The organism is Neobacillus sp. B4I6, from assembly GCF_050434045.1.
GTDB lineage: Bacteria > Bacillota > Bacilli > Bacillales > Cytobacillaceae > Neobacillus.
Window position 1 is genome coordinate 1,475,048 of record NZ_JBNPWB010000002.1, and the last position, 24,562, is coordinate 1,499,609.

The window sequence follows — 24,562 nt, forward strand, 5'->3', positions numbered from 1 at the left end:
ATGTAATACATTTTTTTAATTGAGGCGTAGCATATATAAGCCATTAAATACTAGAGGATGAATGAATTTAGTATTTGATGGCTTATTTTTATTTTCTATATTAGTCCTTGTTGGAGAGGATACCTGTGATGTTTGAAAAATACCTGCGGTTTATTATTCCTATTTCGTTCTACTCCTAGATAACTCCATTGATTTAAAACCCACCGCTTTTGATATTCATTTTGAACAGAAATTTAAAAAGCAATGTTGTTTAATAAATGAAAGGATGGACAACCTATAAAAGTTATTTTTAACTTTTTCACAGGAGAGCAATTTAGTTAGTTTTTAACTTTACAACTGTAATATCATTAGGAGTGAGTTGAGTGAAAAGAGATAAAAGTGCTTACTTTCATTTACTACTTATCTTGATTGTAATTGCCGTTTTTAGTTGGTCAATCTATAAGCCAGCAGGATATTTAATATGGGCGATGGAAGTACTTCCTGCCATTGTGATATGTATGATCGTAGTTATTACCTATAATAAGTTTCGTCTTACTACGCTATCCTATATCATAATTGCCATTCTTTCGATTCTTACCTTCATTGGTGGTCATTATACTTACGCAAAGGTTCCACTTTTTACTTGGATAAAAGATTATTTTGAATTAAACCGAAACCACTATGATCGCTTTGGTCATTTCTTAAAAGGATTGTTTGCCATTGTAATAAGAGAAATATTAATTCGAAAAAGAGTGACTAAAAAAGGTCCTTGGTTAATTTCTGTGATATTAAGTTTTTCACTCGCAATTGGAGCTATGTATGAAATTATCGAATGGTTATCGACTAAATTAACAAAGAACAGAAAGACTTCCACTGAGTTTTTAGGAGCACAAGGTGATATTTGGGACGCACAGTGGGATATGTTGTTAACCTTTATTGGTTCAATCTTCGCGTTACTCATCTTATCAAAAGTACATAACAGGCTATTAGAAAAAATTAAGGGAATGAAATATAAGAAAGAAAGAGGGATTAGACCGTAACCCTCTTTCAAATAATGTTACAGTCACTAACTGTTCGTTTTCAATAACCGTACATATACAATCGATAACTTCATTTATTGAATGTTATTCTGATATAATAAAATAGTTGTAACCGTTTTCAGGTAATATAGTATTACACCAAATACATACCAATATTATCATTGGTAACCATTGTTATATAAGGACATAGTCCTATTTTTAGTAAAATTAATCACAATTCACAATTTGTTCAACACTTCACAAACTGTTATTCAAAATACATGTTATGATAAATCCATAAACAAACAAGGAGTGATAAGACATGATGGTATGTGAATGGAAAACCTTCTCTACAGATTCTGAAACTTATACCCTAGAAGTATTTGAAGAAGCAGTTGGGGATGAATTTGAGGCAATGTATCTTAAAGAAAATGAAGAAATCCCCGCCTATATTTGGACCGTAAATTACGTGGTTATTGTTAAAAAGTATTCGAAGGTTCTAACTGACATTTTATTTGAAAAGATTCCACGCAATCCAGTTTGTGAATAAAAATCAAGTAGAGTGTTATTATTTTTAGTAACAAATGTGAAATTTTTTACAAACATTACGATACATGCATCCAGAGAAAATACCAGCTTGATTGTGTATTATTTTTTAAAAATACTTGTGAAAAACTTCACAAATACTTAATCAAATGGAGGTATTACGATGGCAGTAGTAGAAAAGGCAGTTAAAGAAAATCAAACGGTAACACAAATGGTTAACGTTTTGGTGGAAAACGGTCTAAAAGCATTGAAAGAATTCCGAAGATTCGACCAAGAAATGATTAATAATATTGTTAAAGAAATGGCCTTGGCCGGTCTTGATCAGCATATGCCACTTGCAAAGCTAGCCGTTGAAGAAACAGGAAGAGGCGTGTACGAAGATAAAATCATCAAGAACATGTTTGCTACTGAATATGTCTATCATAATATCAAATATGATAAAACCGTTGGTATCATTAACGAAAATGAACATGAAGGAATGATTGAAATCGCGGAACCGGTTGGGGTGATTGCAGGAGTTACACCTGTAACCAATCCAACATCGACCACCATGTTTAAAGCACTCATTTCGATAAAAACAAGAAATCCAATCATTTTTGCCTTCCATCCATCAGCACAGAAATGCAGTAGTGAAGCAGCCAGAGTGCTTAGAGATGCAGCAATCAAGGCGGGTGCGCCAGAAAATTGCATTCAATGGATTGAAACACCGTCGCTTGAAGCAACTCAAGCCTTAATGAACCACTCAAAAATATCATTAATTCTTGCCACTGGTGGTGCGGGGATGGTTAAATCTGCTTACAGTTCAGGTAAGCCAGCACTCGGAGTTGGGCCAGGAAATGTCCCTTGTTATATTGAAAAAACAGCCAATCTTCATCAGGCAGTTAATGACTTAATTTTATCAAAAACGTTTGATAATGGAATGATTTGCGCCTCCGAACAAGCAGTCATTATTGATAAAGAAATATACGACGTTGTAAAACAAGAAATGATTGCAAATAATTGTTATTTTTTAAATGAAGAAGAAAAAGCGAAGGTTGAAAAATTAGTTATTAATGAGCAATCCTGTGCTGTTAATCCAGTAATTGTTGGGATGGCTGCTTCAAAGATTGCACAGTTAGCAGGAGTAAAGGTTCCTGATGATACAAAAATCCTTATTGCAGAATTAAAAGGTGTCGGACCAGGATACCCACTTTCAAGGGAAAAATTGAGCCCAGTGCTTGCTTGTTACAAGGTAAGTGGTCTTGAGGAAGGATTAAAACGGGCCGAAGAAATGCTGGAGTTCGGCGGGCTAGGTCATTCAGCTGTTATTCATACCACTGATCAAACAGTGATTAAGAAGTTTGGACTGCGGATGAGAGCGGGACGTATTATTGTCAACGCCCCATCTTCACAAGGTGCGATCGGTGATATCTACAATGCCTATATGCCGTCCTTAACCCTCGGATGTGGAACGTATGGTGGAAATTCTGTCTCTACAAATGTAGGTACTATTCACTTAATTAATATTAAAAAAGTGGCGAAAAGGAATATTAATATGCAATGGTTTAAAGTTCCATCTAAAATTTATTTCGAGAAAAATTCAACTCAATATCTTGCCAAAATGCCGAAAATTTCGAAAGCATTTATTGTTACCGACCCTGGAATGGTAAAATTAGGATATGTGGATAAAGTCCTTTACTATTTAAGAAAGCGTCAAGATTATGTTCACTGCGAAATTTTCTCAGAGGTTGAACCAGACCCATCGATTGAAACAGTGATGAAAGGTGCAGAAATGATGGCTAACTTCCAGCCAGATGTTATCATTGCGCTTGGCGGTGGTTCTGCAATGGATGCGGCTAAAGGAATGTGGCTGTTCTATGAACATCCAGATACAGAATTCTTTGGCTTGAAACAAAAGTTCTTAGATATTCGAAAACGAATTGTTAAATATCCGAATCTCGGCCAAAGGGCACAATTTGTGGCCATTCCTACCACCTCTGGAACAGGCTCGGAGGTAACGTCATTCTCGGTTATTACGGATAAAGAGGCCAATATTAAATATCCGCTTGCTGATTATGAATTGACTCCTGACGTAGCCATTATCGATCCGCAGTTTGTGATGACGGTGCCTAAACATATTACTGCTGATACGGGATTGGACGTGTTGACACATGCGATTGAAGCATTTGTATCCTGTATGGCCAATGATTTCACGGATGGCCTTGCAATAAAAGCAATCCAGCTTGTATTTGAATACCTGCCTAGAGCCTACAAAAACGGTCAGGATGAAGAAGCGCGCGAAAAGGTCCATAATGCTTCAACCATTGCCGGCATGGCCTTTGCAAATGCATTTTTAGGCATTAATCATAGTCTTGCACATAAGCTGGGAGCGGAATTCCATATCGCCCACGGACGGGCAAATGCTGTACTTATGCCACATGTGATTCGCTATAATGCGACTAAACCGAAGAAATTCACAGCCTTTCCGAAGTACAATCATTTCAAAGCTGACAAACGGTATGCTGAAATTGCTAGAATACTAGATTTACCTGCTGGTTCTACTGAGGAAGGTGTAGAGAGCCTCGTTCAAGCCATTATTAAATTGGCAAAGGAACTTGAAGTTCCAATGAGCCTTGAAGCAAATAATATAAATAAAATCGAGTTCGAAAGCAAGGTTGACTATTTAGCAGACCGGGCCTTCGAAGACCAATGTACCACTGCAAACCCTAAGCTTCCATTAGTAACAGAATTGGCTGAAATTTACCGCCAAGCCTATAAAGGGGTATAATAATCATTGCCAATACGAAAAATCAAACTAATTGGTTTTTCGTATTGGCTTTTTTTTGGCAGTGTTAAAGGTCATAGTTGATATGGTAACCTTGTTGATTGGATCGGAAGGCGCGAGACTCCTGCGGGAGTACGGGACAGGGGAGACCCCGCAGGCGCTTTAGCGCCGAGGAGGCTCCCCGAACCCGCCCGCGGAAAGCGAAGCGCCTGGAGAGGAAATCAATAAGCTAATTTAACATAGCCTTTATATTTTAGAAAGAAGGTGTATTTTGTGGGGTACAGAATTAAAGATGTGATGATTTCCGAGACAGATATTAAAGACAGAGTGAAGGAATTAGCCGAGCAAATTGAAAGTGATTTTAATAACGAAGCAATTATCCTCATCGTTGTCCTGAAGGGGTCGTTTGTTTTTGCTGCAGATCTGATTCGTGAGATGAAGGGGGAAATAAAAATTGATTTCATCTCGGTTTCCAGCTATGGAGATGAAACCGAGTCAACAGGAAAAGTAAGGTTATTGAAGGATCTTGATTCGAATATTACCAATCAGAATGTCCTCGTGGTTGAAGATATTATCGACAGCGGCCTGACATTACATTTCTTACGGGACCATTTAAAATCACACAAGCCAAAGGAAATTAAAATTTGTACATTGTTAGACAAGCCCGAAAGAAGAAAAGTCGATTTACCGGTGGATTATGTTGGCTTTGTAATCCCAGATGAGTTCATTGTCGGCTATGGGATTGACTATGCCCAAAAGTATAGAAATTTACCTCATATCTCCACTGTTGAAGAGTGTTAGGGATTGGGTTCTAAAACTTTTTTCGTGTGGGAAATTTTGCTATCTAATTAAACAATGATATACTTTTTAGTGTAAAACTGTTGCATGATGGAGGAATGAATAATGTATACTTCTATATCTGAATTTATTGAGGATTGGAATCAAGAAGCGGCTTCTACGCAAAAGGTTTTGGATGCTCTGACAGACGGTTCACTTCAACAAGCGGTGTCCCCAGATGATCGTACGTTAGGGAGAATCGCATGGCATGTCGTAACGAGTACACCTGAAATGCTTAACGAGTTCGGAGTTACGGTTGAAAATGTTGAAAACTCAAGTACGGTTCCGTCATCAGCAAAAGGAATAGCGGACACCTTTCGCAAGGTTAGTGAAGACACTATGGACGCTGTCAAGAAGCAGTGGACAGATGCATCCTTAAAAGAAATGAAAAATGTCTTCGGGATGGATATGCAAAAAGCAGTAACACTTTCTCTTTTAATCAAACACATCATTCATCACCGCGGACAAATGACAGTCTTAATGCGCCAAGCTGGATTAAATGTCCCTGGAGTGTATGGCCCATCAAGAAACGAATGGAGTCAAATGGGGATGGAAGCTCCAGCACTATAAATGTACATACTTGACTCTCAAGCACACCTAACAAAGGTGTGCTATTTTTATGCCTAACGTGCTAGTGCGATGTATCAGAGTGCTAGCAAACTTATATATATTTGATATTGCTATCCTATTACCGGGTTTCTCTTTATATATCGTTGGTTGTATATCAAAAGAACTACTTTATCTGCATGTTTTATTAATTTTGCATTTATGTTAAATATTTCTACATTTTTCTACAAAATAATCTAAATCAAGTGTCACCTTTCTATATTAAATCCTCCATTATTTTGGTAAAATATCAATAAGCAAAAATTATACATACTCAAAAAGATTAGTTGTAAAGTTAATCATTCAACAATCTCTACTACTAGATCATTAAAATCTTCAATTAGATCATAAATCTACGATTATTTTTTTGAATAGTGAGGCAATTATATAAACGCATGATGAGGAGGAAGAATATGTGGGATTTTGACATGAATATAGATCAAGTTGCAAGAATTAAAGTAATTGGTGTTGGCGGCGGAGGGAATAATGCTGTCAATCGTATGATTGAAGGTGGAGTTCAAGGGGTCGAATTTATTGCAGTGAATACTGATGCACAAGCTCTTAACCTATCAAATGCTGAGATAAAAATGCAAATTGGTGCACAATTGACAAGAGGATTAGGGGCAGGTGCTAATCCAGAAGTAGGCAGGAAAGCAGTTGAAGAAAGCAGAAGGCAGTTGGAAGATGTATTAAAAGGAGCAGACATGGTGTTCGTTACCGCTGGAATGGGTGGTGGTACGGGAACCGGTGCTGCGCCAGCGATTGCTGAAATTTCACGCGAACTTGGTGCATTGACTATCGGTGTCGTTACTCGTCCGTTTGGATTTGAGGGACGTAAACGTGCGCAAAATGCAGCAAACGGTATTGAATTAATGAGGGAAGCTGTTGACACCTTAATTATTGTTCCTAACGATCGATTATTGCAAATTGTTGACAAAAGAACACCGATGATTGAAGCGTTCCGGGAGGCGGATAATGTCCTTCGCCAGGGGGTTCAAGGTATTTCGGATTTAATTGCTGTCCCAGGTTTAATTAATCTGGATTTTGCAGATGTTAAGACAATCATGAGTAATCAAGGGACAGCCTTAATGGGCATAGGGGTTGCAAAAGGGGATGGACGCGCGGTTGAAGCAGCAAAAAAAGCTATTTCTAGTCCATTATTAGAAACATCGATTGACGGAGCTCAAGGGATACTCATGAACATCACAGGTGGTAAAGATTTAAGTCTTTATGAGGTGCAAGAGGCAGCCGACCTTGTGGCTTCTGCAGCAGATAAGGAATTAAATATGATTTTTGGTTCAATTATTAATGAAAATTTTAAAAATGAAATTATGATCACGGTCATTGCTACTGGTTTTGTTGATAAACAGGCACGAACCAAACCATCCACCCCTTCACAAATGGAAGGTCAATCAAAATCACAAATAAATGCCCCAACCCGACGTGAGCAAGTGAGACATGAAGAACCAATTCATGTTAACGATCAATATGGGCAGGAATCAGAGGATTCGCTCGACATTCCGACGTTTTTGCGTAACCGAAACAAAAGGAATCGATAGCATTTCCTGCATCCGGCGCAATGAGTAGTGTACACAGGACAACAGCCTAAATTGGAAGATGTCCCGGTGGACTGCTACCTTGCGCCATTGTTATAAATATGGCAATATTCAATAAAAGATTTTAATAAAAATAAGAAATAATCTGATTTTAATCGTTTAAATCGTTAAAACCGACTTGACTTATAGGAATAGTAAAACTATTATTATATTAATCATTTTTTGACTGAAAAGTATGTATTGTAAGATTGTTGAAACTAGTCATGATAAATAAATGATCACTGTAAGTTAATAATTCTTTGTGAGGTGGATTTTGGTGCAACTTCAAGTATTGAACAGTCCTTTTAATCAGGAGCAGGCAGAGCTCCTCAACCGCATTCTGCCTACCTTGACAGAATCACAAAAAGTCTGGCTGAGCGGGTTTTTGGCAGCAGCCCAATTTGCTTCGGTTCCAGGTTCAGGAAGTATTCAGGTGGCAGAACTTTCTGCAGGGAACACCCCAACGATTTCCAAAGATGTGACCATCCTTTTTGGATCACAAACGGGTAATGCTCAGGGCCTTGCTAAGAAGGCAGGCAAAAAGCTTGAGGGAGAGGGCTTTCAAGTAACTATTCAGTCGATGAGCGATTTTAAACCTAATAATTTAAAAAAGGTCCAAAACCTGCTGATTGTTACAAGTACCCATGGTGAAGGCACGCCGCCTGATAACGCGCTGTCATTTCATGAGTTTCTAAACGGAAAGCGGGCTCCAAAGCTTGATAATCTTCGCTTCTCCGTTTTGGCGCTAGGAGACAGCTCATATGAGTTTTTCTGTCAAACGGGTAAAGACTTCGATGCCCGGTTGGGAGAATTAGGCGGAACAAGGCTATATCCACGCTTTGACTGTGACCTTGATTATGATGAGCCAGCAGCTGAATGGCTGGCAGGTGTCCTTATCAGCCTAAATGAAGCCGTGGGCGACATTCCAATTCCTGAACAGGAATTAGCATCACAACTAGTTGAATCAACGTATTCAAGAACCAATCCGTTTAAAGCAGAAGTACTTGAAAATATAAATCTAAACGGCCGTGGATCTAATAAAGAAACTCGTCACCTTGAGTTGTCACTCGAAGGTTCTGGACTTACATTTGAACCAGGGGATAGTCTTGGTATTTATCCGGAAAATGATCCCGCGCTAGTTCATTTACTTATAGAAGAAATGAACTGGGATCCGGAACAAATGGTGACTGTTAATAAAAAGGGAGATGTGCTTTCCCTTAAAGACGCACTTCTCTCAAACTTTGAAATAACGACCTTAACCAAACCGCTTCTTGAGAAGGCAGCATCACTTTCTGCCAATGAGAAAATACAGGAACTTCTATCAGCGGGGAATGAAGATCAATTAAAAACGTACATTGATGGACGTGATTTGCTTGATTTGGTCCGGGACTTTACACCATGGATTGGCTCAGCGCAAGAGTTTGTCTCAATCCTTCGAAAGATGCCGTCCCGTCTTTATTCAATCGCGAGCAGTTTATCTGCAAATCCTGATGAAGTCCATTTGACGATCGGTGCGGTCCGCTATGAGGCACATGGACGTGAGCGAAAGGGTGTATGTTCCATTCTAGCTGCGGAGCGTCTGCAGCCAGGCGAAACAGTGCCAGTGTATATTCAACATAACGAAAACTTTAAGCTGCCAAAGAACGCAGATGCCCCAATTATCATGGTAGGTCCGGGGACAGGTGCAGCACCGTTTCGTTCCTTTATGCAAGAACGTGAAGAAACCGGAGCAACAGGTAAATCTTGGATGTTCTTTGGAGACCAGCATTTCGTGACGGATTTTCTTTATCAAACAGAATGGCAAAAGTGGCTGGAAAACGGCGTACTTACAAAAATGGATGTTGCATTTTCACGAGACACGGATCAAAAAGTATATGTACAGCATCGCATGTTAGAACAAAGTCAAGAGGTATTTAAGTGGCTTCAAGAAGGTGCACATCTTTATATCTGTGGTGACGAAAAACACATGGCACATGATGTTCATAACACTTTACTTGAGATTATTGAAAAAGAAGGCGGCTTGGGTCGTGAAAAGGCCGAAGATTATTTAGCCGAGATGCAGCAGCAAAAACGTTATCAGCGTGATGTATACTGATTTGGGATGGAAAGGAGTTTTAACAACATGGTAAATCAAAAATTAAAGGCGCCAGATGGCCCGCCAAGTGATGTAGAAGGTATTAAAGAAAGAAGTAATTATTTGCGCGGAACTCTAAAAGAAGTAATGCTCGATCGGATTAGCGCCGGTATACCGGATGATGATAACCGTCTGATGAAACATCACGGTAGTTATTTGCAGGATGACCGGGATCTCCGAAATGAACGTCAAAAACAGAAGTTAGAACCTGCCTACCAATTCATGCTGCGTGTCCGCTTGCCTGGCGGGGTTGCCTCACCGGATCAATGGCTTGTTATGGATGAGCTTGCAGATAAATATGGGAATGGCACATTAAAACTGACTACTCGTGAAACATTCCAAATGCATGGGATTTTAAAATGGAATATGAAGAGTACCATTCAGGGGATTCATAACGCGCTGATGGATACGATTGCAGCCTGCGGAGACGTGAACAGAAATGTCATGTGTACTTCTAATCCATACCAATCGGAGCTTCATGCAGAAGTATATGAATGGTCAAAAAAATTGAGCAATGATTTATTACCGCGAACAAGAGCGTACCACGAAATATGGCTGGATGAAGAAAAAGTAGCCGGGACTCCGGAAATCGACGAAGTCGAACCAATGTACGGTCCTCTTTACTTACCGAGGAAGTTCAAAATCGGAATTGCCGTGCCGCCTGGAAATGATATTGACATCTTTTCACAGGATCTAGGCTTTATTGCGATTGTAGAAGATGAAAAACTTATCGGTTTCAACGTAGCGATTGGCGGCGGGATGGGGATGTCGCACGGAGACAAAGCAACCTATCCGCAGCTTGCTAAAGTCATTGGCTTCTGTAAACCAGATCAATTGTATGAAATAGCTGAAAAAACGATTACGATTCAACGGGACTACGGTAACCGTTCTGTCCGCAAAAACGCTCGTTTCAAGTACACTGTAGACAGACTTGGCCTTGAAACCGTTAAGGCTGAATTGGAACATCGTCTTGGCTGGACATTAGATGAAGCAAAGCCTTACCATTTTGACCATAACGGTGACCGTTATGGCTGGGTAAAGGGCGTAAAAGGTCAATGGCATTTAACACTGTTTATTGAAGGCGGCCGTGTCGCAGACTTTGATGATTACAAGTTGAAGACAGGCTTGCGTGAAATCGCCAAAATTCATACCGGTGATTTCCACTTAACAGGAAATCAAAACGTAATTATAACCAATGTATCCACGCAGAATAAGAAAAAAATTAATGATTTGATTGAACAATATGGTTTAACTGATGGCAAACATGCTTCAGCGCTGCGCCGCAGTTCAATGGTTTGCGTTGCACTTCCAACCTGTGGTTTGGCGATGGCGGAAGCAGAGCGGTATTTACCATCTTTAATCAGTAAAATCGAAACCATTGTCGAAGAAAATGGTCTGAGCGAAAAAGAGATTACCATCCGTATGACCGGTTGTCCGAATGGCTGTGCCCGTCATGCTCTTGGGGAAATTGGCTTTATTGGGAAAGCACCTGGCAAATACAATATGTATCTTGGTGCCGCCCATGACGGCAGCCGTCTAAGTAAAATGTACCGTGAGAACATAGGAGAAGAAGATATTTTAAACGAACTGCAAGTGCTGCTTCCTCGCTATGCAAAAGAAAGACAAGAAGGCGAGCACTTCGGTGATTATGTGATTCGAGCCGGTGTGATCGAAGCTACAACTGACGGTACCAATTTTCACAATTAATCAATTAACCAAAAGAGACAGGGAATGAAAATCCCTGTCTCTTTTGTCATTTAACCCATATGGAATTTTTAATCTGCATATAAAAAAGGCAAACATGACTAAAACACGTTTGCCTTTCGCTATATAATGATGTATTAAAAACGATACTGTTATCCGCGTCTTCCGCCTCTGCCGCCCCGTTTTGTTTCAGTGCTGCGTTTTAAGGTGGATAAGTTCTCTTCACTAGCCTTTAAAAATTTAGCCATTTTGTCTTCAAAATTTTCTTTAGGTTTAAAAGTGCTGCCGCCTTTTGCACGGAAATCTTTAGAACGGCTATCTACTCTTCCCTGACGTGGTGGACGTTGGGAATAAGACGAGGTTTGTCCTTCGGGCTTATCTATAGCTTTTTTGATGGACAAGGCAGTCTTTCCGTCCTTCTCACTAATTACTTTTACTTCAATTAGGTCGCCAACTTTAAGATGGTCATTTACGTCTTTAACATAGCTGTCCGCTACCTCACTGATATGGACTAACCCTGTTGTGCCACCAGGCAATTCTACGAATGCCCCAAAACTAGTGATGCCTGTTACTTTACCTTGTACCTTAGTACCTACCTCGATTGACATAAAAAAATGTTCCTCCTCAATAATGTTACAACCACCTCATTATAACAAATAGATGGGTATAATATCAATTCTTTCATCAAGTGCCGGACATCTTTTTTTATATAATCCTCAATTTCTAAAGTTTATTGATATGTTATATGGAAAAGATTATAAATATTTCCATTTTTAGTTAAAAGATATCATTCGACAATAAAGGAGTGAAGTGACTTTGTCAGGACCAAGTTTAAGAAAACCGGATACACATTCGTCAACACCTTTGCTGATTATTAACCCTTCTCTTTTAATCTTATTGACTGCATTTCTTGTTTTTCTATTTCTTTTCGCAACTAGTTACGGATTTTAACCCTTTTGGCAATACTTCATTTTATAAAGGACGTATCCAGTGAAAAGTTCAAATAAATCCGTAAATTTTTTTGGGTTTTTGTTCGTTAGGATTTCGATTTTTTGTAATCGATAGGCTAAGCTGTTCCGATGAATATGCAGTTCCTTTGAAATGGAATTCATATCACCACTATTTTCAATAAAACTAATTAAGGTCTCAATCAGCTCCATACCCTTAGGACTTGTTTCAAGGTCTCGATAAAATCCACTAATTTCTTCAAACTCGATATTTTTATTTGTTAAGTAGTCGATAAATTTTAAATTGTTGTAATAACAGTGCCATTCGGTTAGCCTAAGTTTTTCAGCAATATCAAGGGCTCGTTTTGCTTCGTTGACCGACTTGCCTATGTGAATGTGACTTGTACTGATTCCGATTTTTGTTTCACTTTTCGAGACAATAGCTTCAAATCTTTTTAAAATATCACTGTCTTCAGGAACAATATACAGTATCGTATTTTGGCTCAGACGAAAGGTGTATTCTTGATCAAGTAAAAACGGTTCTTTAAGGTTATTGCCTTTAACGATTACCGCTTTTCTTATAAGCGCCAGATTTATCCCAACCGCTTCACCGCTATTTATAAATGCTTCATCATATTCTTCGTTCCGAAAAATCCAGTGATACAAAAATTCTTCCTTCATTTGTTCCTTAATTCTACGTTCTTTGTATAAAAACTCTTGGTTGATTAATAGTTCAGCTGTTACTCGAACTAATTCAGCAAAAGGCTCAACAATATTTGGATCGCCGCTAATACCAATCACACCGATAATTTTATTTCTAAAATGGATGGGGATGTTCACTCCTGGCTTTGCTCCAGCATCTGAATTGTAAATGGAAACAATAGTGCCTTGTTCGATGGCTGCTATCGCCCCTTGATGATAGGTGCCGATTCGGTCCTGATCGCCGCTGCCAATAATTAATCCAATTTCATCCATAATATTTACATTATAGGGTAGGACCTTCATTACTTTGTTAGCAATCTCTTGAGCTAATACCTTATTAATTTTCATAGTGTTACCCCCGTAATTATAAAGCCTTGTAAAATAATAAAATAAGACTTGTCTATTTGCACAAATAAATAGTAGATTTATTATTAATTTGAATGATGATTTATTTGTAAGACAATTATACAATATAAATGTAAACGGTTACTAGAAATAAACAAGAAGAAACTTTTAGATGGAGTTCCAATGCCAAATCGGAAGAACTAGGAGGAACAAAAATGTTTAAACCAAAAGGAGTCATTCCTGCGTTAGTAACACCGTTGGACAAAAGTGGGAAATTAATGGAGGATGCACTCAGAAAATTAATTGACTACACCATTTCAGGTGGTGTCCATGGGCTGTTTATTTTAGGAAGCAGCGGTGAAATTTATGGATTAACGAATGAGCAAAAACGCCGTGTTGTTGAAGTTACTGTTGAACACACAGCAGGTAGAGTCCCTATTTATTGTGGTGCAAGTGAAATTACCACTCGAGACTGTATCCAAACAGCACAGATGGTTCAAGAAATCGGGGGCGTGTCAGCATTATCTGTCCTTACTCCTTATTTCTTGACGCCGAACCAAGGTGAATTAATGGACCATTTTAAAGCGATTGCAAAATCGACAAATCTACCAATTATCCTGTATGGAAATGAAGCACGAACCCAAGTGAAAATCGATGTCAAGACTTGCGAGGAATTAAGCAAGGTGGACAACATTATCGGAATTAAAGATAGTAGCGGGGACATGACCAAAATGGCTGAGTATCTTCGAGTTACTGATCGTGAGACCTTTTCTGTTCTAGCAGGTCGTGACACCCTCATATACTCAGGTCTCTGTCACGGGGGAACTGGTGCCATTGCAAGTACAGGGAACATTGCTCCAAAATTAGTGTCAGAGATTTACAATACTTTTGTGTCGGGTGATCATCAAAAATCACTAGAATTGCAATTAAAGCTCTCACCATTACGACTCTGTGTCGATAAAGCGACCTTCCCAGTTGTCTTAAAGGAAGGATTGAAAATGGTCGGCATTGATGTAGGTTATGCATTAGCACCAGCAGGAGAGATGAGTCCTGAAAGTAAGCGATTATTAGTAAATGTACTGAAAGATCTAGAATTATATCAAACACATTAATTCCTAGCGGAAGGAAGTAACCACTATGCCATTAGTATATGTTGCATTAGCAGTTGCCCTCATACTTATTTTGATGATTCCACTTAAAATGAATGGATTTATTGCCTTAATCATTGCTGCTTTATTTGTAGGTTTTCTCCAAGGTATGCCAATAGAAAAGTTGATGGAATCCATTTATGGAGGAATTGGTGGACAACTCGATGACCTGCTGTTAATTCTAGGTTTTGGAGCCATGTTAGGAACAGTAATGGCAGATGCCGGAGCTGCTCAACGTATTGCCAACACTTTAATTGACAAGATGGGTGTTAAAAGAGTACAAATCGCCATGTTGATTGCTGCTTATATCCTTGGAATTACAATGTTCTTTGAAGTCGCATTTGTATTATTGATTCCTCTAGTTTTCACCGTTGCTCGTCAAACAAAATTAAATTTACTTTGGGTAGCAATTCCAACAGCAGTTGGATTATCCACAACACATAGTTTTTTACCGCCGCATCCAGGACCAGCTGCAGTAGTAGGGGTTTTCGGATCAAGCATGGGCTTAACATTATTATACGGACTCATCATTGCCATTCCTGTTGGTGCTTTTATCGCATTAACTTGGCCAAGATTGCCATTCATTAATAAGATGAATCCAAGCATTCCAGAAGGACTTGGAAGTTCGAAAATTTTTAAAGATGAAGAAATGCCAAGCTTCATGGCAAGTATTACTTCTGCCCTTATCCCTGTTGTCTTAATGGGAATATCTGCAGTATGTGAAGTAGCACTTCCAGAAGGAAATAGCTTTAGGCATATCATGGAATTCTTTGGTTCTGCTACAATCGCCTTAATGATTTCACTTTTACTTTCATTCTATCTTCTTGGCACTAGAGTAGGCCGTTCATTAAAAGATGTCATGCAATCATGTGCAAATAGTGTAAAACCGATGGCAATGATCATTCTTGTAATCGGTGCAGGCGGTGCGTTTAAACAAGTACTAGTTGATAGCGGCATTGCTGATTATATCAAAGATTTAACAGGCGGATGGGATATTTCACCTATCATCCTTGCTTGGTTAATTGCAGCATTGTTACGTATTGCCCTTGGTTCAGCAACTGTAGCTGTAATGACTGCAGCTGGTGTGGTTCTGCCAATCGCACAATCTTCTGGTGTTAGTATGGAATTAATGACTCTTGCCGTTACATGTGGTAGTGTCGCATTTTCACACGTTACTGACCCTGGGTTCTGGATGTATAAAGAATATCTCAACTTATCAGTAGGTGAAGCGATTAAAACAAGAACCACCTATACAACAGCACTCGCAATCCTTGGTTTAGCAGGGGTATTAATCCTAAATATGTTTGTAGGCTAAAAAAAATAAAGACTAAGCTGGGAGTAAAAAAGACATTTTACTTCTTCTTAGATCATACTTCAGGAGGAATAAAAAATGAAAATTGGATTTATTGGACTCGGAATTATGGGTAAACCGATGAGTAAAAATTTAATCAAAGCAGGTTATCAATTAATTGTAAGTGATTTTAATAAAGAGGCTGTTAATGAATTAGAATTATTAGGTGCTGAACTCGGTTCTACTCCTAAAGAAATCGCAGAAAAATCTGATATCGTTATTACCATGCTGCCAAACTCTCCGAATGTAAAAGCAGTAGCCTTGGGAGAAAACGGATTAATAGAAGGTGCGCACGAAGGATTAGTATATATTGACATGAGTTCTATTTCACCAGGTGTTTCCCGTGAAGTGTATCAGAGATTAGCTGAAAAGGGCGTTGATATGCTAGATGCACCAGTTAGCGGAGGAGAACCAAAAGCTATTGATGGTACAATGTCTGTCATGGTTGGCGGGAAAGTAGAAGTGTTTGAAAAATGTAAAGAAGTTTTAGATGCAATGGCTGGTTCCGTTGTGCTAGTGGGCGAGATTGGTGCTGGAAATATCACAAAGCTTGCCAACCAAGTTATTGTTGCTCTAAACATCGCAGCCGTTTCCGAAGCGTTTGTTTTATCTCAAAAAGCAGGTGTGGAACCAGCTGCAGTATTTGAAGCAATCCGCGGCGGATTAGCTGGAAGTACTGTTCTTGAAGCAAAGGGTCCAATGATGCTAGATCGTAATTTTGATCCTGGTTTTAGAATTAACCTTCATATTAAAGACCTTACAAATGCGCTTGAAACTTCACATGAGTTTGGGGTACCACTTCCATTAACATCATCTGTCCTAGAAATGATGTATGCACTTAAAGTCGATGGACATGAGTTCGAGGATCACAGCAGTCTTGTGAAGTTCTATGAAAAGTTAGCTAACGTAGAAGTAAGTCGCTAGTTCTTATTTAGTGTAAGGGAAGTGTTTCAATATATACCACTTTCCTTACCAATAAAATCTACTAAAAAATTAGATTGGAGACTTCCATATGAATAAAGTTCAGACCCAAGTTAATGTTACTCCAGTTGTCACAGAAATGTCCGTTTACTCTGTTGCAGGCCGAGATAGTATGCTTTTAAACTTAAGTGGTGCTCATGGTGCTTATTTTACACGTAATATTGTCATTCTAAAGGACAGCAATGGAAATGTTGGTGTTGGAGAAGTACCTGGCGGTGAGGGGATACGCAAAACTTTAGAAGATGCCAAACCACTTGTACTAGGATCATCGATTGGAAACTATAATAATATCTTAAATAATGTAAGAAAAACGTTTGCAGGTCGTGATGCTAGCGGACGTGGATTACAAACCTTTGATTTAAGAATCACGATTCATGCAGTAACTGCTATCGAAGCAGCTTTACTAGATCTTTTAGGAAAGCATTTAAATGTACCAGTTGCAGCTCTTTTAGGAGAAGGTCAGCAGCGTGATAAAGTAAAAACACTTGGTTATCTGTTCTACATTGGAGACCGTAATAAGACTGATTTACCTTATTATAGTAATCAAGATTCTGATGTAGATTGGTATCGAATTCGTCATGAAGAAGCGTTAACACCGGAAGCAATTGTTCGTCTTGCAGAAGCATCTCAAGCGCTTTATGGCTTCAAAGACTTTAAGCTAAAAGGCGGCGTATTAGAGGGCAAGGAAGAAATGAAAGCCATCAAAGCATTAAAAGAACGTTTTCCTGATGCAAGAATCACTCTTGATCCAAATGGAGCATGGTCATTAAAAGAAGCAGTTGAGCTATGTAAAGATATGCATGGAATTCTTGCTTATGCTGAAGATCCTTGCGGTGCTGAAAATGGTTATTCTGGACGTGAAATTATGGCTGAGTTTAGAAGACAAACGGGTCTTCCAACAGCAACGAATATGATTTCAACCGATTGGCGTCAAATGGGCCATACCATTTCCTTGCAATCAGTAGATATTCCACTTGCCGATCCACATTTCTGGACAATGCAGGGTTCAGTACGTGTAGCGCAAATGTGTAATGAATGGGGACTTACATGGGGCTCCCACTCAAACAATCATTTCGATATCTCACTGGCTATGTTTACACATGTTGCCGCTGCAGCTCCTGGCGAGATTACTGCAATAGATACTCACTGGATTTGGCAGGAAGGGACAGAACGGTTAACTAAGGAGCCATTCCAAATTGTTGACGGTGACATTACAGTTCCTAACAAACCAGGTCTAGGCGTTGAAGTGGATATGGATCAAATCATGAAAGCTCATGAAATGTATAACAACATGGGACTAGGCTCTCGAGATGATGCAGTCGGAATGCAATTCTTAATTTCAGACTGGAAATTCGATAATAAACGTCCTTGTTTGGTCCGATAAAAAAATTAGGGTGGCTGAAAGGTCACCCTAAACTTTTTACTCTTACTACAAGGTTGGGACATAACTAAAAAACCATTAAACTCATACTTTGTCATAGAACGGTTGAGTAATTATTTATTAATTTTTTCTACTTTAAATGTAAAGGACAGATTACTATGAAGTTTGTGTTAGCGCCTGATTCATTTAAGGAAAGCATGACAGCGAAAAATGCTGCCCTTGCTATGGAGAAAGGAATCCAAAAGGTTTTCCCTGATGCGGAATGCGTAATCGTGCCAATGGCGGACGGTGGGGAAGGAACCGTTGAGTCTCTTGTTAGTATGACTAATGGAGAAATCATCAAAACTGAAGTTCTAGGACCTTTAGGAGAGAAAAGATTTGCGGAATTTGGTCTGTTAGGGGAAGGGCAAACAGCTGTTATTGAAATGGCTACAGCGAGTGGATTAGAATTAATCCAACCAGAGGATCGCAATCCATTAATCACAACAACATACGGTACCGGTCAGTTAATTAAATCTGCCCTAGATAAGGGTGTAACCCGTATCCTTATAGGAATTGGCGGAAGTGCAACCAATGACGGCGGCGTTGGAATGCTTCAAGCACTAGGAGTTTCATTTAAGGATAAGAACGGAGAAGAACTTGTCTTTGGCGGAGGTGCGTTGGGTCAATTACATTCCATTGATTTAAGTGGATTAGATGACCGAATTAACCAAGTCAAAATTGATGTAGCCTGTGATGTCACGAATCCACTAATTGGAGAAAACGGTGCATCCGCAATCTTTGGCCCGCAAAAGGGTGCAACACCTGAATTAGTCCAACTTCTTGATCAAAATTTAGCTCTTTATGCTGACTTAATCAAGCAAGAACTCGGAAAGGATATCGCATATACGGAAGGTGCAGGAGCCGCTGGTGGTCTAGGTGCAGGGTTAATGGCATTTCTAAATGCTCATTTAAAAAAGGGCGTCGAACTTATAATCGAGTATACTGGACTTGAGGAAAGAGTTAAGGGTGCAGACTATGTTTTTACTGGCGAGGGCAGTATTGATGGCCAAACTTTATTTGGGAAGACACCGTTTGGGGTTGCTACCATCGCACAGAAATATTCTATTCCAGTCATTGCATTTGCAGGTAGAATTGGAACTGGTATCGAGCCATTATATGATCATGGATTCACCGCAATTATTGGAATTTTAACGGGTGTTACATCTTTAAATGAAGCACTAGAATCAGGTGAAGCTAATCTTGCTTTCACAGCAGAAAATATTTGCCGGGTATTAAAAATATAATATTTATCCAAAAAAAGTAGCTGTCGAGTATTCGACAGCTATTTTTCATATAAATTGTAGCCTAATATAGGTATAATATTATTAGTCTTACAAATAAAGACAAAAAATTCAAGGAGCGAAATGATGGTTGGTTCTCCGAAAAAAATAATTGTAGAATCCGTAAATCGAAATACCTTATCAAAGCAGGTTGTTGAAAGTATTATTAACTTATTAATTAGTGGACAATTGAAACCAGGTGATAAATTGCCGACTGAAATGGAACTAATGGAAGTTCTAGATGTCAGCCGGCCAGTGTTACGTGAGGCTTTAAGTTCACTCGATACACTTGGTGTAATAACACGTAAAACCCGTGAAGGAACTTTTTTTAACAATAAAATCGGCAGTCATCCATTTTCAGTCATGTTAGCTTTGGCCCATGATAATTTGCCAGCCATCATCGAGGCACGGATGGCATTAGAACTAGGATTAGTGACACTTGCAGCAGAGAAAATAAGTGAGAAACAGCTTTCAAAATTAAAAGAGACGATTGATATTATCGCTAACAGCAAAGACAATAACTATGTCGAGGCGGATAAGGAATTTCATCAAACCATTGCCTTAAGTGCAGATAATCCAATTGTCGAAGGAATGATCGATTCATTAATTATCACTTTTAAAAAAATCGATAGCGAAATTAAATATCGTGAGCGTGAGCGAACACTCAAAGAACACATTGCTATTTACGAGGCATTGGTAAAAAGGGATCCGTTTGAAGCATTTCATCACATGTTCCTACACCTTGATTCTGTTCGACAGAAACTATTAAAATAATACCAACTTGTAAACCGGTGTTACGCATATTATGTTGGAAAATTCGCAAAATAAATTTTATTGAAAGCGTATGCTATAATGGTCGTAAAAACAACAGCAAGGAGAAATCGCTATGTTGAAAGATATTTTTATCGGCTTATCTCAAAATCAATTTTTAAATAATACAGCTAAAAAATACGGCCTAAAATTAGGTGCACAAAGTGTTGTGGCTGGAACAAATATACCTGAAATGATTAAAAGTATTAAGGAACTTAATGCTCAGGGAATCTCTTGTACTGTTGATAACTTAGGAGAATTCGTTTTTAAAGAAGAAGAGGCGACAGCTGCGAAAGAACAAATCCTCAAAGTAATCGACGCGATTCAGGAGAATAAAGTGGATGCACATATCTCCTTAAAACCGACTCAAGTAGGATTAGATATTGAATATGAATTTTGTCTAAATAATGTAAGAGAAATCGTCGATCAAGCACATCGATACGATATTTTTGTCAATATTGATATGGAGGACTTCAAACATCTGGAGCCAACATTTAATTTATTGGACGACCTGTCGCTGGAATATAATAATGTTGGAACCGTCATTCAATCTTATTTCCACAAAGCACAAGAATACCTTGAAAGATATAAAAACTTCCGTATTCGTCTAGTTAAAGGTGCCTACAAAGAGTCCGCAGAAATTGCCTATCAAGATAAGAAGGATATTGATGCAAACTTTATCAAGATTACCGAATGGCATCTATTAAATGGTAAATTCACTTCAATTGCCACACATGATCATCGAATTATTAATCATGTGAAAGAATTTGTTAAGAAGCACGATATTCCGAATGAGAAATTCGAATTTCAAATGCTTTTTGGGTTTAGGAAAGATATGCAGCTGCAATTAGCAAGTGAAGGCTACAATTTTTGTACCTATGTTCCTTTCGGCAATGACTGGTATGGTTATTTTATGAGACGACTAGCTGAAAGACCACAAAACTTAAATCTTGTCGCTAAACAAGTTTTTAATAAAAAAACGAACACAGTGATTGGTGTAGCAGCAGGGGCATTTCTATTAGGAAGAATGACTAAGGCGGATAAGAAAAAACGACGTTAATGACCCCTAAATTCCAACGATAACTAACTGCAATCCTTCAACCTCCCATTTTAAGCAGATGGGGGGGGTTTTGTGTGGGTTTAAATTCTGCTAAAAAAGTGCGTAAACAATGGAACCACTTATTTTTGATATGCAGTCGCCTTAGAACATCGGATTTTTTTAGGACTAAACCTCCTGAAACAAAAAAAGGCACCTAGCCTTTGTTAGTTATTTTATTAACAACAAAGGTATTAGGCACCAGTTTTCACTGCATTATATGAAAAATTACTGTCATCCCATTGGAAAATACCTTCTTGAAGCTTTATGGTGGCATCAAAAGGGCAAGTAATGGCTAAATCACCATCTGCAGGTGTTTCATATAGGCTGTTATTCTTTTGGTCCATCAATTCTTTTTTTAGACGAAGCATGTCCAGTTTTGAAGCGACACGAAGGATTTTATCAAGAGTTATCTTCTTTTCACTAATGCCATGACTGTTACAAATGCTTGTCTGAAAACTCTTGTTATACTGGATCATCATATGCAAATCATTGATACAGGCTACGCCAAAAACTTCTTTTATTACGTCCTCATAGCGCAGCTGGGTGCCAGTTGCAAATTTAATAATATTCTTTTCAGGATTTTCTAAGAAATAAACCGTTTCAATAAAATTTTCCATATAAACACCCTTTCTATATTTTAAATTCTGTTGCCGAGTCATTAAGTTGATTTTCCAATGAGTCAGTTTTTAAGAAACTTATGGCAATTTGAGTCGATTAGGAGCTACTATCTTTAGTGTTACTCACTGAAAAATCAGTAGGTTATTTTTATTATAACATATTTTGAATGTGTTTGCTGATTCAACTCGAGATATGTAGATATTTGTCGGAAAACTTATTTTCTCACCTAATTTGGTGAGTTTTTTATTTCCACAATTTTTTATATTTAGTAGAACGACTTACCAATAATAGCATGTTGTAAACGAATAGTTTAATAAAGTAATATCGTTATATAAGTATTTTATCCTCATAGGAACGGAGAATGATTTTGAAAAAATTAGGCGCAGGTTTTCTTGCCTTTATACTATTAATTAACGTGTTCATACCAAGTGTATCAGCCGAAAAAATAGAGCCAAAGATTAAAGTAAAACTGGTCAATTATCTTGGAAATAAAACGGAGATAACAATAAGACCTACAGGCGATTACAACGTGGAGCAATCAACTGTCCGCTTAACTACCGGAAAGACTTATCTCGTAAAATACGATAATAACAAAATAACTATTTGGGATGGAACAACACCACTTTTTACCGCAGACACATTAAGTCTTTTACCATTAAACAACACAAACTATCTTTCTATTAATAATCGTATTTATTTAGGTGCATTTCAATTTGTCCTCGAAAATTCAAAGTATGTGCGGCCAATTAATGAAATCTTCTTAGAGGATTATTTAAAAGGTGTCGTCCCTTCTGAAATGTATACTGAATGGAACCGCGAAGCCTTAAAAACACAAGCGGTTGCAGCTAGAACATATGCATTATCCTATCAAGCGATCACCATCGATGATACGATCAATTACCAAGTGTATGGGGGTTACGTTTGGCACCCAAATAGTACAGCTGCAGTAGATGAAACAAAAGGGGAAGTTTTAAAGGTAAATGGCCACTTAATCAGTGCGGTTTTTTCTGCCAGTAATGGCGGGAAAACAGAATCGAATGCAAATGCTTGGGGCTCAACACCTGTCTCTTACTTGATTATTAAAGAAGATGAATTTGATGCAAAAACTGCTTGGGATTTTTCTGTTATAAAACAACAATTCAACCCGGTCAATTTGTCATGGAGTCAAATGAAGGAAAATGATACAACGATAACAAACACGATTAAAGCATGGATGGCAAATCATGGCTATGCCGGAAAAGAAATTAAAATAACGGCAGTACCTGTATTATCTTTAAACACACCAACATCAGGAGGCCGTGTGTCTAAAGGAAATATTACGGTTGAATTTTTTACAAAAGATAAAGTGAACGCAAATGGCTCTTATATCCCGCAGAAGTTAGAATACAAAAATGTTGCTGCATCACAGATCCGTGCTATGGTTGGCAATCGAATCATGAAGAGCTATCTTGTATCGAACATAACAGAGACGGACGAAACAATCACCGTAGAAGGACTGGGTGACGGTCATGGCGTTGGTTTAAGTCAATGGGGTGCCCAGAACCGTGCGCTTGATGGTCAAAAATATAATGAGATTCTTGCCTTCTATTATAAAGGAGCAGCAATTGTAAAAGACTATAATGAGCGACCAACAACGGTTGTACAAGTACCTTCCGAACCAATAGGACAAGCATCTGAAGAACAGACAGTACAAACACCTACAAACCCTGCTGGACAAATATCTGAAGATCCTGATGAACAGGTACCTGCAGACAAAGCTGTGCAAGCACCTACTGAAACCATTGAACCAACTGTGGCAGCAACTCCGATTTCAGACAAAATTGCTCCAAACATAAGTGAAGTAAAAGTCAGTGTTGATTACACGAAAAATAAAGCTTATATCTCTTTTCATTTCAATGAGAAAGCAAAGGTAACTGTTTATATTAAAGACAGTAAAGGTAATATTATAACCTATCTTTCAAAAGAAGCTGTAATAAATGCAGGTACCCTAAAGAAGGAATATACCATTAATTCTTTACCAAACGGAAAATACTATGCAGGGATCATTACTGAAGATTTGAGTAATAACCGATCTTCGACGTTGCCATCCTTTGAAGTAAAAAAAGTTGTGGCTATAAAAGACAAGACCGCTCCCAAATTTAGCAGCGTTAAGGCAAGTGTAGATAACACAAAAAATAAAGCCGGTATTTCTTTTAAAACAAACGAAACTGCATATGTAACCGTCTATATAAAAAGTAGTACGGGTAAGACCCTTAGCTACCTGAAAAAGGACGTTTTAACAAAAGCAGGTACAATCAACCTAGGATACAGCACTGCTTCCCTTGGAAATGGGAAATACTCTGTAGTGATGGCAGCGACAGACACAAGTAAAAACCGTTCGAGCGTGACAACTACTTTCGTTGTAAAAAAAGTAATCAAACCAAAAACGGGAAAAGTAACTGCATCGCGTCTTAATGTACGTGCAACAACATCAATCAAAAGCAAGGTAATTGGTACTTTAAAGAAAAATCAATCAGTAACCATTGTCTCAACAACAGGTTCATGGAAAAAAATCAAATTTGGTAAAGCAACAGGTTATGTTTCAAGTAAATATATAAAATAAAAAAGGCAGAGACTTCTCTCTGCCTTCAGATTGTCGAGAAAGGGTATTTTTCTCGGCAATTTTTTATTCTCA

At 38.4% G+C, this 24,562-nt stretch carries 19 protein-coding genes; 16 read left to right on the forward strand and 3 right to left on the reverse strand.

What is annotated here, in order from left to right:
* Positions 1-362: 362 nt before the first annotated feature.
* The 8 genes from QF028_RS09410 (at position 363) to cysI (ending at position 11,187) form a co-directional block, all read left to right on the forward strand.
* Positions 363-1,019 carry a DUF2238 domain-containing protein gene (locus tag QF028_RS09410; protein WP_429464984.1) on the forward strand — a complete coding sequence of 219 codons (657 nt, stop codon included), beginning with the start codon at positions 363-365 and terminating at the stop codon, positions 1,017-1,019.
* Positions 1,020-1,320: 301 nt separating this feature from the next.
* A complete protein-coding gene (locus QF028_RS09415) occupies positions 1,321-1,548 on the forward strand; it encodes a hypothetical protein (protein WP_215003096.1) in 228 nt (75 codons plus the stop codon).
* A gap of 159 nt (positions 1,549-1,707) precedes the next feature.
* Entirely contained in the window at positions 1,708-4,311 is a 2,604-nt protein-coding gene (adhE, locus tag QF028_RS09420; protein WP_429464985.1) for a bifunctional acetaldehyde-CoA/alcohol dehydrogenase, read from the forward strand.
* Between the two features lie 270 nt (positions 4,312-4,581).
* A complete protein-coding gene (gene hpt / locus QF028_RS09425; protein ID WP_429464986.1) occupies positions 4,582-5,109 on the forward strand; it encodes a hypoxanthine phosphoribosyltransferase in 528 nt (175 codons plus the stop codon).
* Positions 5,110-5,211: 102 nt separating this feature from the next.
* Entirely contained in the window at positions 5,212-5,715 is a 504-nt protein-coding gene (locus tag QF028_RS09430) for a DinB family protein (protein ID WP_429464987.1), read from the forward strand.
* A 449-nt stretch (positions 5,716-6,164) separates the two neighbouring features.
* The gene (gene ftsZ, locus QF028_RS09435; RefSeq protein WP_429464988.1) at positions 6,165-7,310 is read left to right on the forward strand and encodes a cell division protein FtsZ; all 1,146 of its coding nucleotides are present in this window, start codon (positions 6,165-6,167) and stop codon (positions 7,308-7,310) included.
* 313 nt (positions 7,311-7,623) lie between these two features.
* A complete protein-coding gene (locus QF028_RS09440; RefSeq protein WP_429464989.1) occupies positions 7,624-9,441 on the forward strand; it encodes an assimilatory sulfite reductase (NADPH) flavoprotein subunit in 1,818 nt (605 codons plus the stop codon).
* A gap of 27 nt (positions 9,442-9,468) precedes the next feature.
* On the forward strand, positions 9,469-11,187 hold the full coding sequence (cysI, locus tag QF028_RS09445) for an assimilatory sulfite reductase (NADPH) hemoprotein subunit (protein WP_429464990.1): 1,719 nt from the start codon (positions 9,469-9,471) through the stop codon (positions 11,185-11,187).
* Between the two features lie 149 nt (positions 11,188-11,336).
* Here the strand turns inward: cysI and QF028_RS09450 are convergent, their stop codons facing one another.
* A complete protein-coding gene (locus QF028_RS09450) occupies positions 11,337-11,792 on the reverse strand; it encodes a S1 domain-containing RNA-binding protein (RefSeq protein ID WP_429464991.1) in 456 nt (151 codons plus the stop codon).
* Between the two features lie 339 nt (positions 11,793-12,131).
* The gene (locus QF028_RS09455; protein WP_429464992.1) at positions 12,132-13,181 is read right to left on the reverse strand and encodes a CdaR family transcriptional regulator; all 1,050 of its coding nucleotides are present in this window, start codon (positions 13,179-13,181) and stop codon (positions 12,132-12,134) included.
* Between the two features lie 212 nt (positions 13,182-13,393).
* Between QF028_RS09455 and dapA the strand changes: the two genes are divergently transcribed.
* From dapA to QF028_RS09490, 7 genes are all read left to right on the forward strand, one after another.
* Positions 13,394-14,290 carry a 4-hydroxy-tetrahydrodipicolinate synthase gene (dapA, locus tag QF028_RS09460; protein ID WP_429464993.1) on the forward strand — a complete coding sequence of 299 codons (897 nt, stop codon included), beginning with the start codon at positions 13,394-13,396 and terminating at the stop codon, positions 14,288-14,290.
* A gap of 25 nt (positions 14,291-14,315) precedes the next feature.
* Positions 14,316-15,641 carry a gluconate:H+ symporter gene (locus QF028_RS09465; protein ID WP_215003115.1) on the forward strand — a complete coding sequence of 442 codons (1,326 nt, stop codon included), beginning with the start codon at positions 14,316-14,318 and terminating at the stop codon, positions 15,639-15,641.
* A gap of 75 nt (positions 15,642-15,716) precedes the next feature.
* On the forward strand, positions 15,717-16,601 hold the full coding sequence (garR, locus tag QF028_RS09470) for a 2-hydroxy-3-oxopropionate reductase (protein WP_429464995.1): 885 nt from the start codon (positions 15,717-15,719) through the stop codon (positions 16,599-16,601).
* A gap of 88 nt (positions 16,602-16,689) precedes the next feature.
* The gene (gene gudD, locus QF028_RS09475; protein WP_429464996.1) at positions 16,690-18,042 is read left to right on the forward strand and encodes a glucarate dehydratase; all 1,353 of its coding nucleotides are present in this window, start codon (positions 16,690-16,692) and stop codon (positions 18,040-18,042) included.
* A gap of 155 nt (positions 18,043-18,197) precedes the next feature.
* A complete protein-coding gene (locus tag QF028_RS09480; protein ID WP_429464997.1) occupies positions 18,198-19,325 on the forward strand; it encodes a glycerate kinase in 1,128 nt (375 codons plus the stop codon).
* 123 nt (positions 19,326-19,448) lie between these two features.
* Complete coding sequence (locus tag QF028_RS09485) at positions 19,449-20,135, forward strand: FadR/GntR family transcriptional regulator (RefSeq protein WP_429472247.1); 687 nt, start codon at positions 19,449-19,451, stop codon at positions 20,133-20,135.
* Positions 20,136-20,247: 112 nt separating this feature from the next.
* Positions 20,248-21,231 carry a proline dehydrogenase family protein gene (locus tag QF028_RS09490; RefSeq protein ID WP_429464998.1) on the forward strand — a complete coding sequence of 328 codons (984 nt, stop codon included), beginning with the start codon at positions 20,248-20,250 and terminating at the stop codon, positions 21,229-21,231.
* A 230-nt stretch (positions 21,232-21,461) separates the two neighbouring features.
* Here the strand turns inward: QF028_RS09490 and QF028_RS09495 are convergent, their stop codons facing one another.
* Entirely contained in the window at positions 21,462-21,887 is a 426-nt protein-coding gene (locus tag QF028_RS09495; protein WP_429464999.1) for a hypothetical protein, read from the reverse strand.
* Positions 21,888-22,255: 368 nt separating this feature from the next.
* Here QF028_RS09495 and QF028_RS09500 point away from each other — a divergent pair, with 368 nt between their 5' ends.
* The gene (locus QF028_RS09500; RefSeq protein WP_429465000.1) at positions 22,256-24,490 is read left to right on the forward strand and encodes a SpoIID/LytB domain-containing protein; all 2,235 of its coding nucleotides are present in this window, start codon (positions 22,256-22,258) and stop codon (positions 24,488-24,490) included.
* Positions 24,491-24,562 lie beyond the last annotated feature (72 nt).

Excerpts from the sequence above, each read along its gene's own strand:
- QF028_RS09450 (WP_429464991.1), bottom strand. The coding sequence starts at position 11,792 with ATGTCAATCGAGGTAGGTACTAAGGTACAAGGTAAAGTAACAGGCATC.
- QF028_RS09415 (WP_215003096.1), top strand. The coding sequence starts at position 1,321 with ATGATGGTATGTGAATGGAAAACCTTCTCTACAGATTCTGAAACTTAT.
- ftsZ (WP_429464988.1), top strand. The coding sequence starts at position 6,165 with ATGTGGGATTTTGACATGAATATAGATCAAGTTGCAAGAATTAAAGTA.
- QF028_RS09485 (WP_429472247.1), top strand. The coding sequence starts at position 19,449 with ATGGTTGGTTCTCCGAAAAAAATAATTGTAGAATCCGTAAATCGAAAT.
- QF028_RS09480 (WP_429464997.1), top strand. The coding sequence starts at position 18,198 with ATGAAGTTTGTGTTAGCGCCTGATTCATTTAAGGAAAGCATGACAGCG.
- garR (WP_429464995.1), top strand. The coding sequence starts at position 15,717 with ATGAAAATTGGATTTATTGGACTCGGAATTATGGGTAAACCGATGAGT.
- QF028_RS09465 (WP_215003115.1), top strand. The coding sequence starts at position 14,316 with ATGCCATTAGTATATGTTGCATTAGCAGTTGCCCTCATACTTATTTTG.
- cysI (WP_429464990.1), top strand. The coding sequence starts at position 9,469 with ATGGTAAATCAAAAATTAAAGGCGCCAGATGGCCCGCCAAGTGATGTA.
- gudD (WP_429464996.1), top strand. The coding sequence starts at position 16,690 with ATGAATAAAGTTCAGACCCAAGTTAATGTTACTCCAGTTGTCACAGAA.
- QF028_RS09455 (WP_429464992.1), bottom strand. The coding sequence starts at position 13,181 with ATGAAAATTAATAAGGTATTAGCTCAAGAGATTGCTAACAAAGTAATG.
- QF028_RS09490 (WP_429464998.1), top strand. The coding sequence starts at position 20,248 with ATGTTGAAAGATATTTTTATCGGCTTATCTCAAAATCAATTTTTAAAT.
- QF028_RS09495 (WP_429464999.1), bottom strand. The coding sequence starts at position 21,887 with ATGGAAAATTTTATTGAAACGGTTTATTTCTTAGAAAATCCTGAAAAG.
- dapA (WP_429464993.1), top strand. The coding sequence starts at position 13,394 with ATGTTTAAACCAAAAGGAGTCATTCCTGCGTTAGTAACACCGTTGGAC.
- adhE (WP_429464985.1), top strand. The coding sequence starts at position 1,708 with ATGGCAGTAGTAGAAAAGGCAGTTAAAGAAAATCAAACGGTAACACAA.
- QF028_RS09430 (WP_429464987.1), top strand. The coding sequence starts at position 5,212 with ATGTATACTTCTATATCTGAATTTATTGAGGATTGGAATCAAGAAGCG.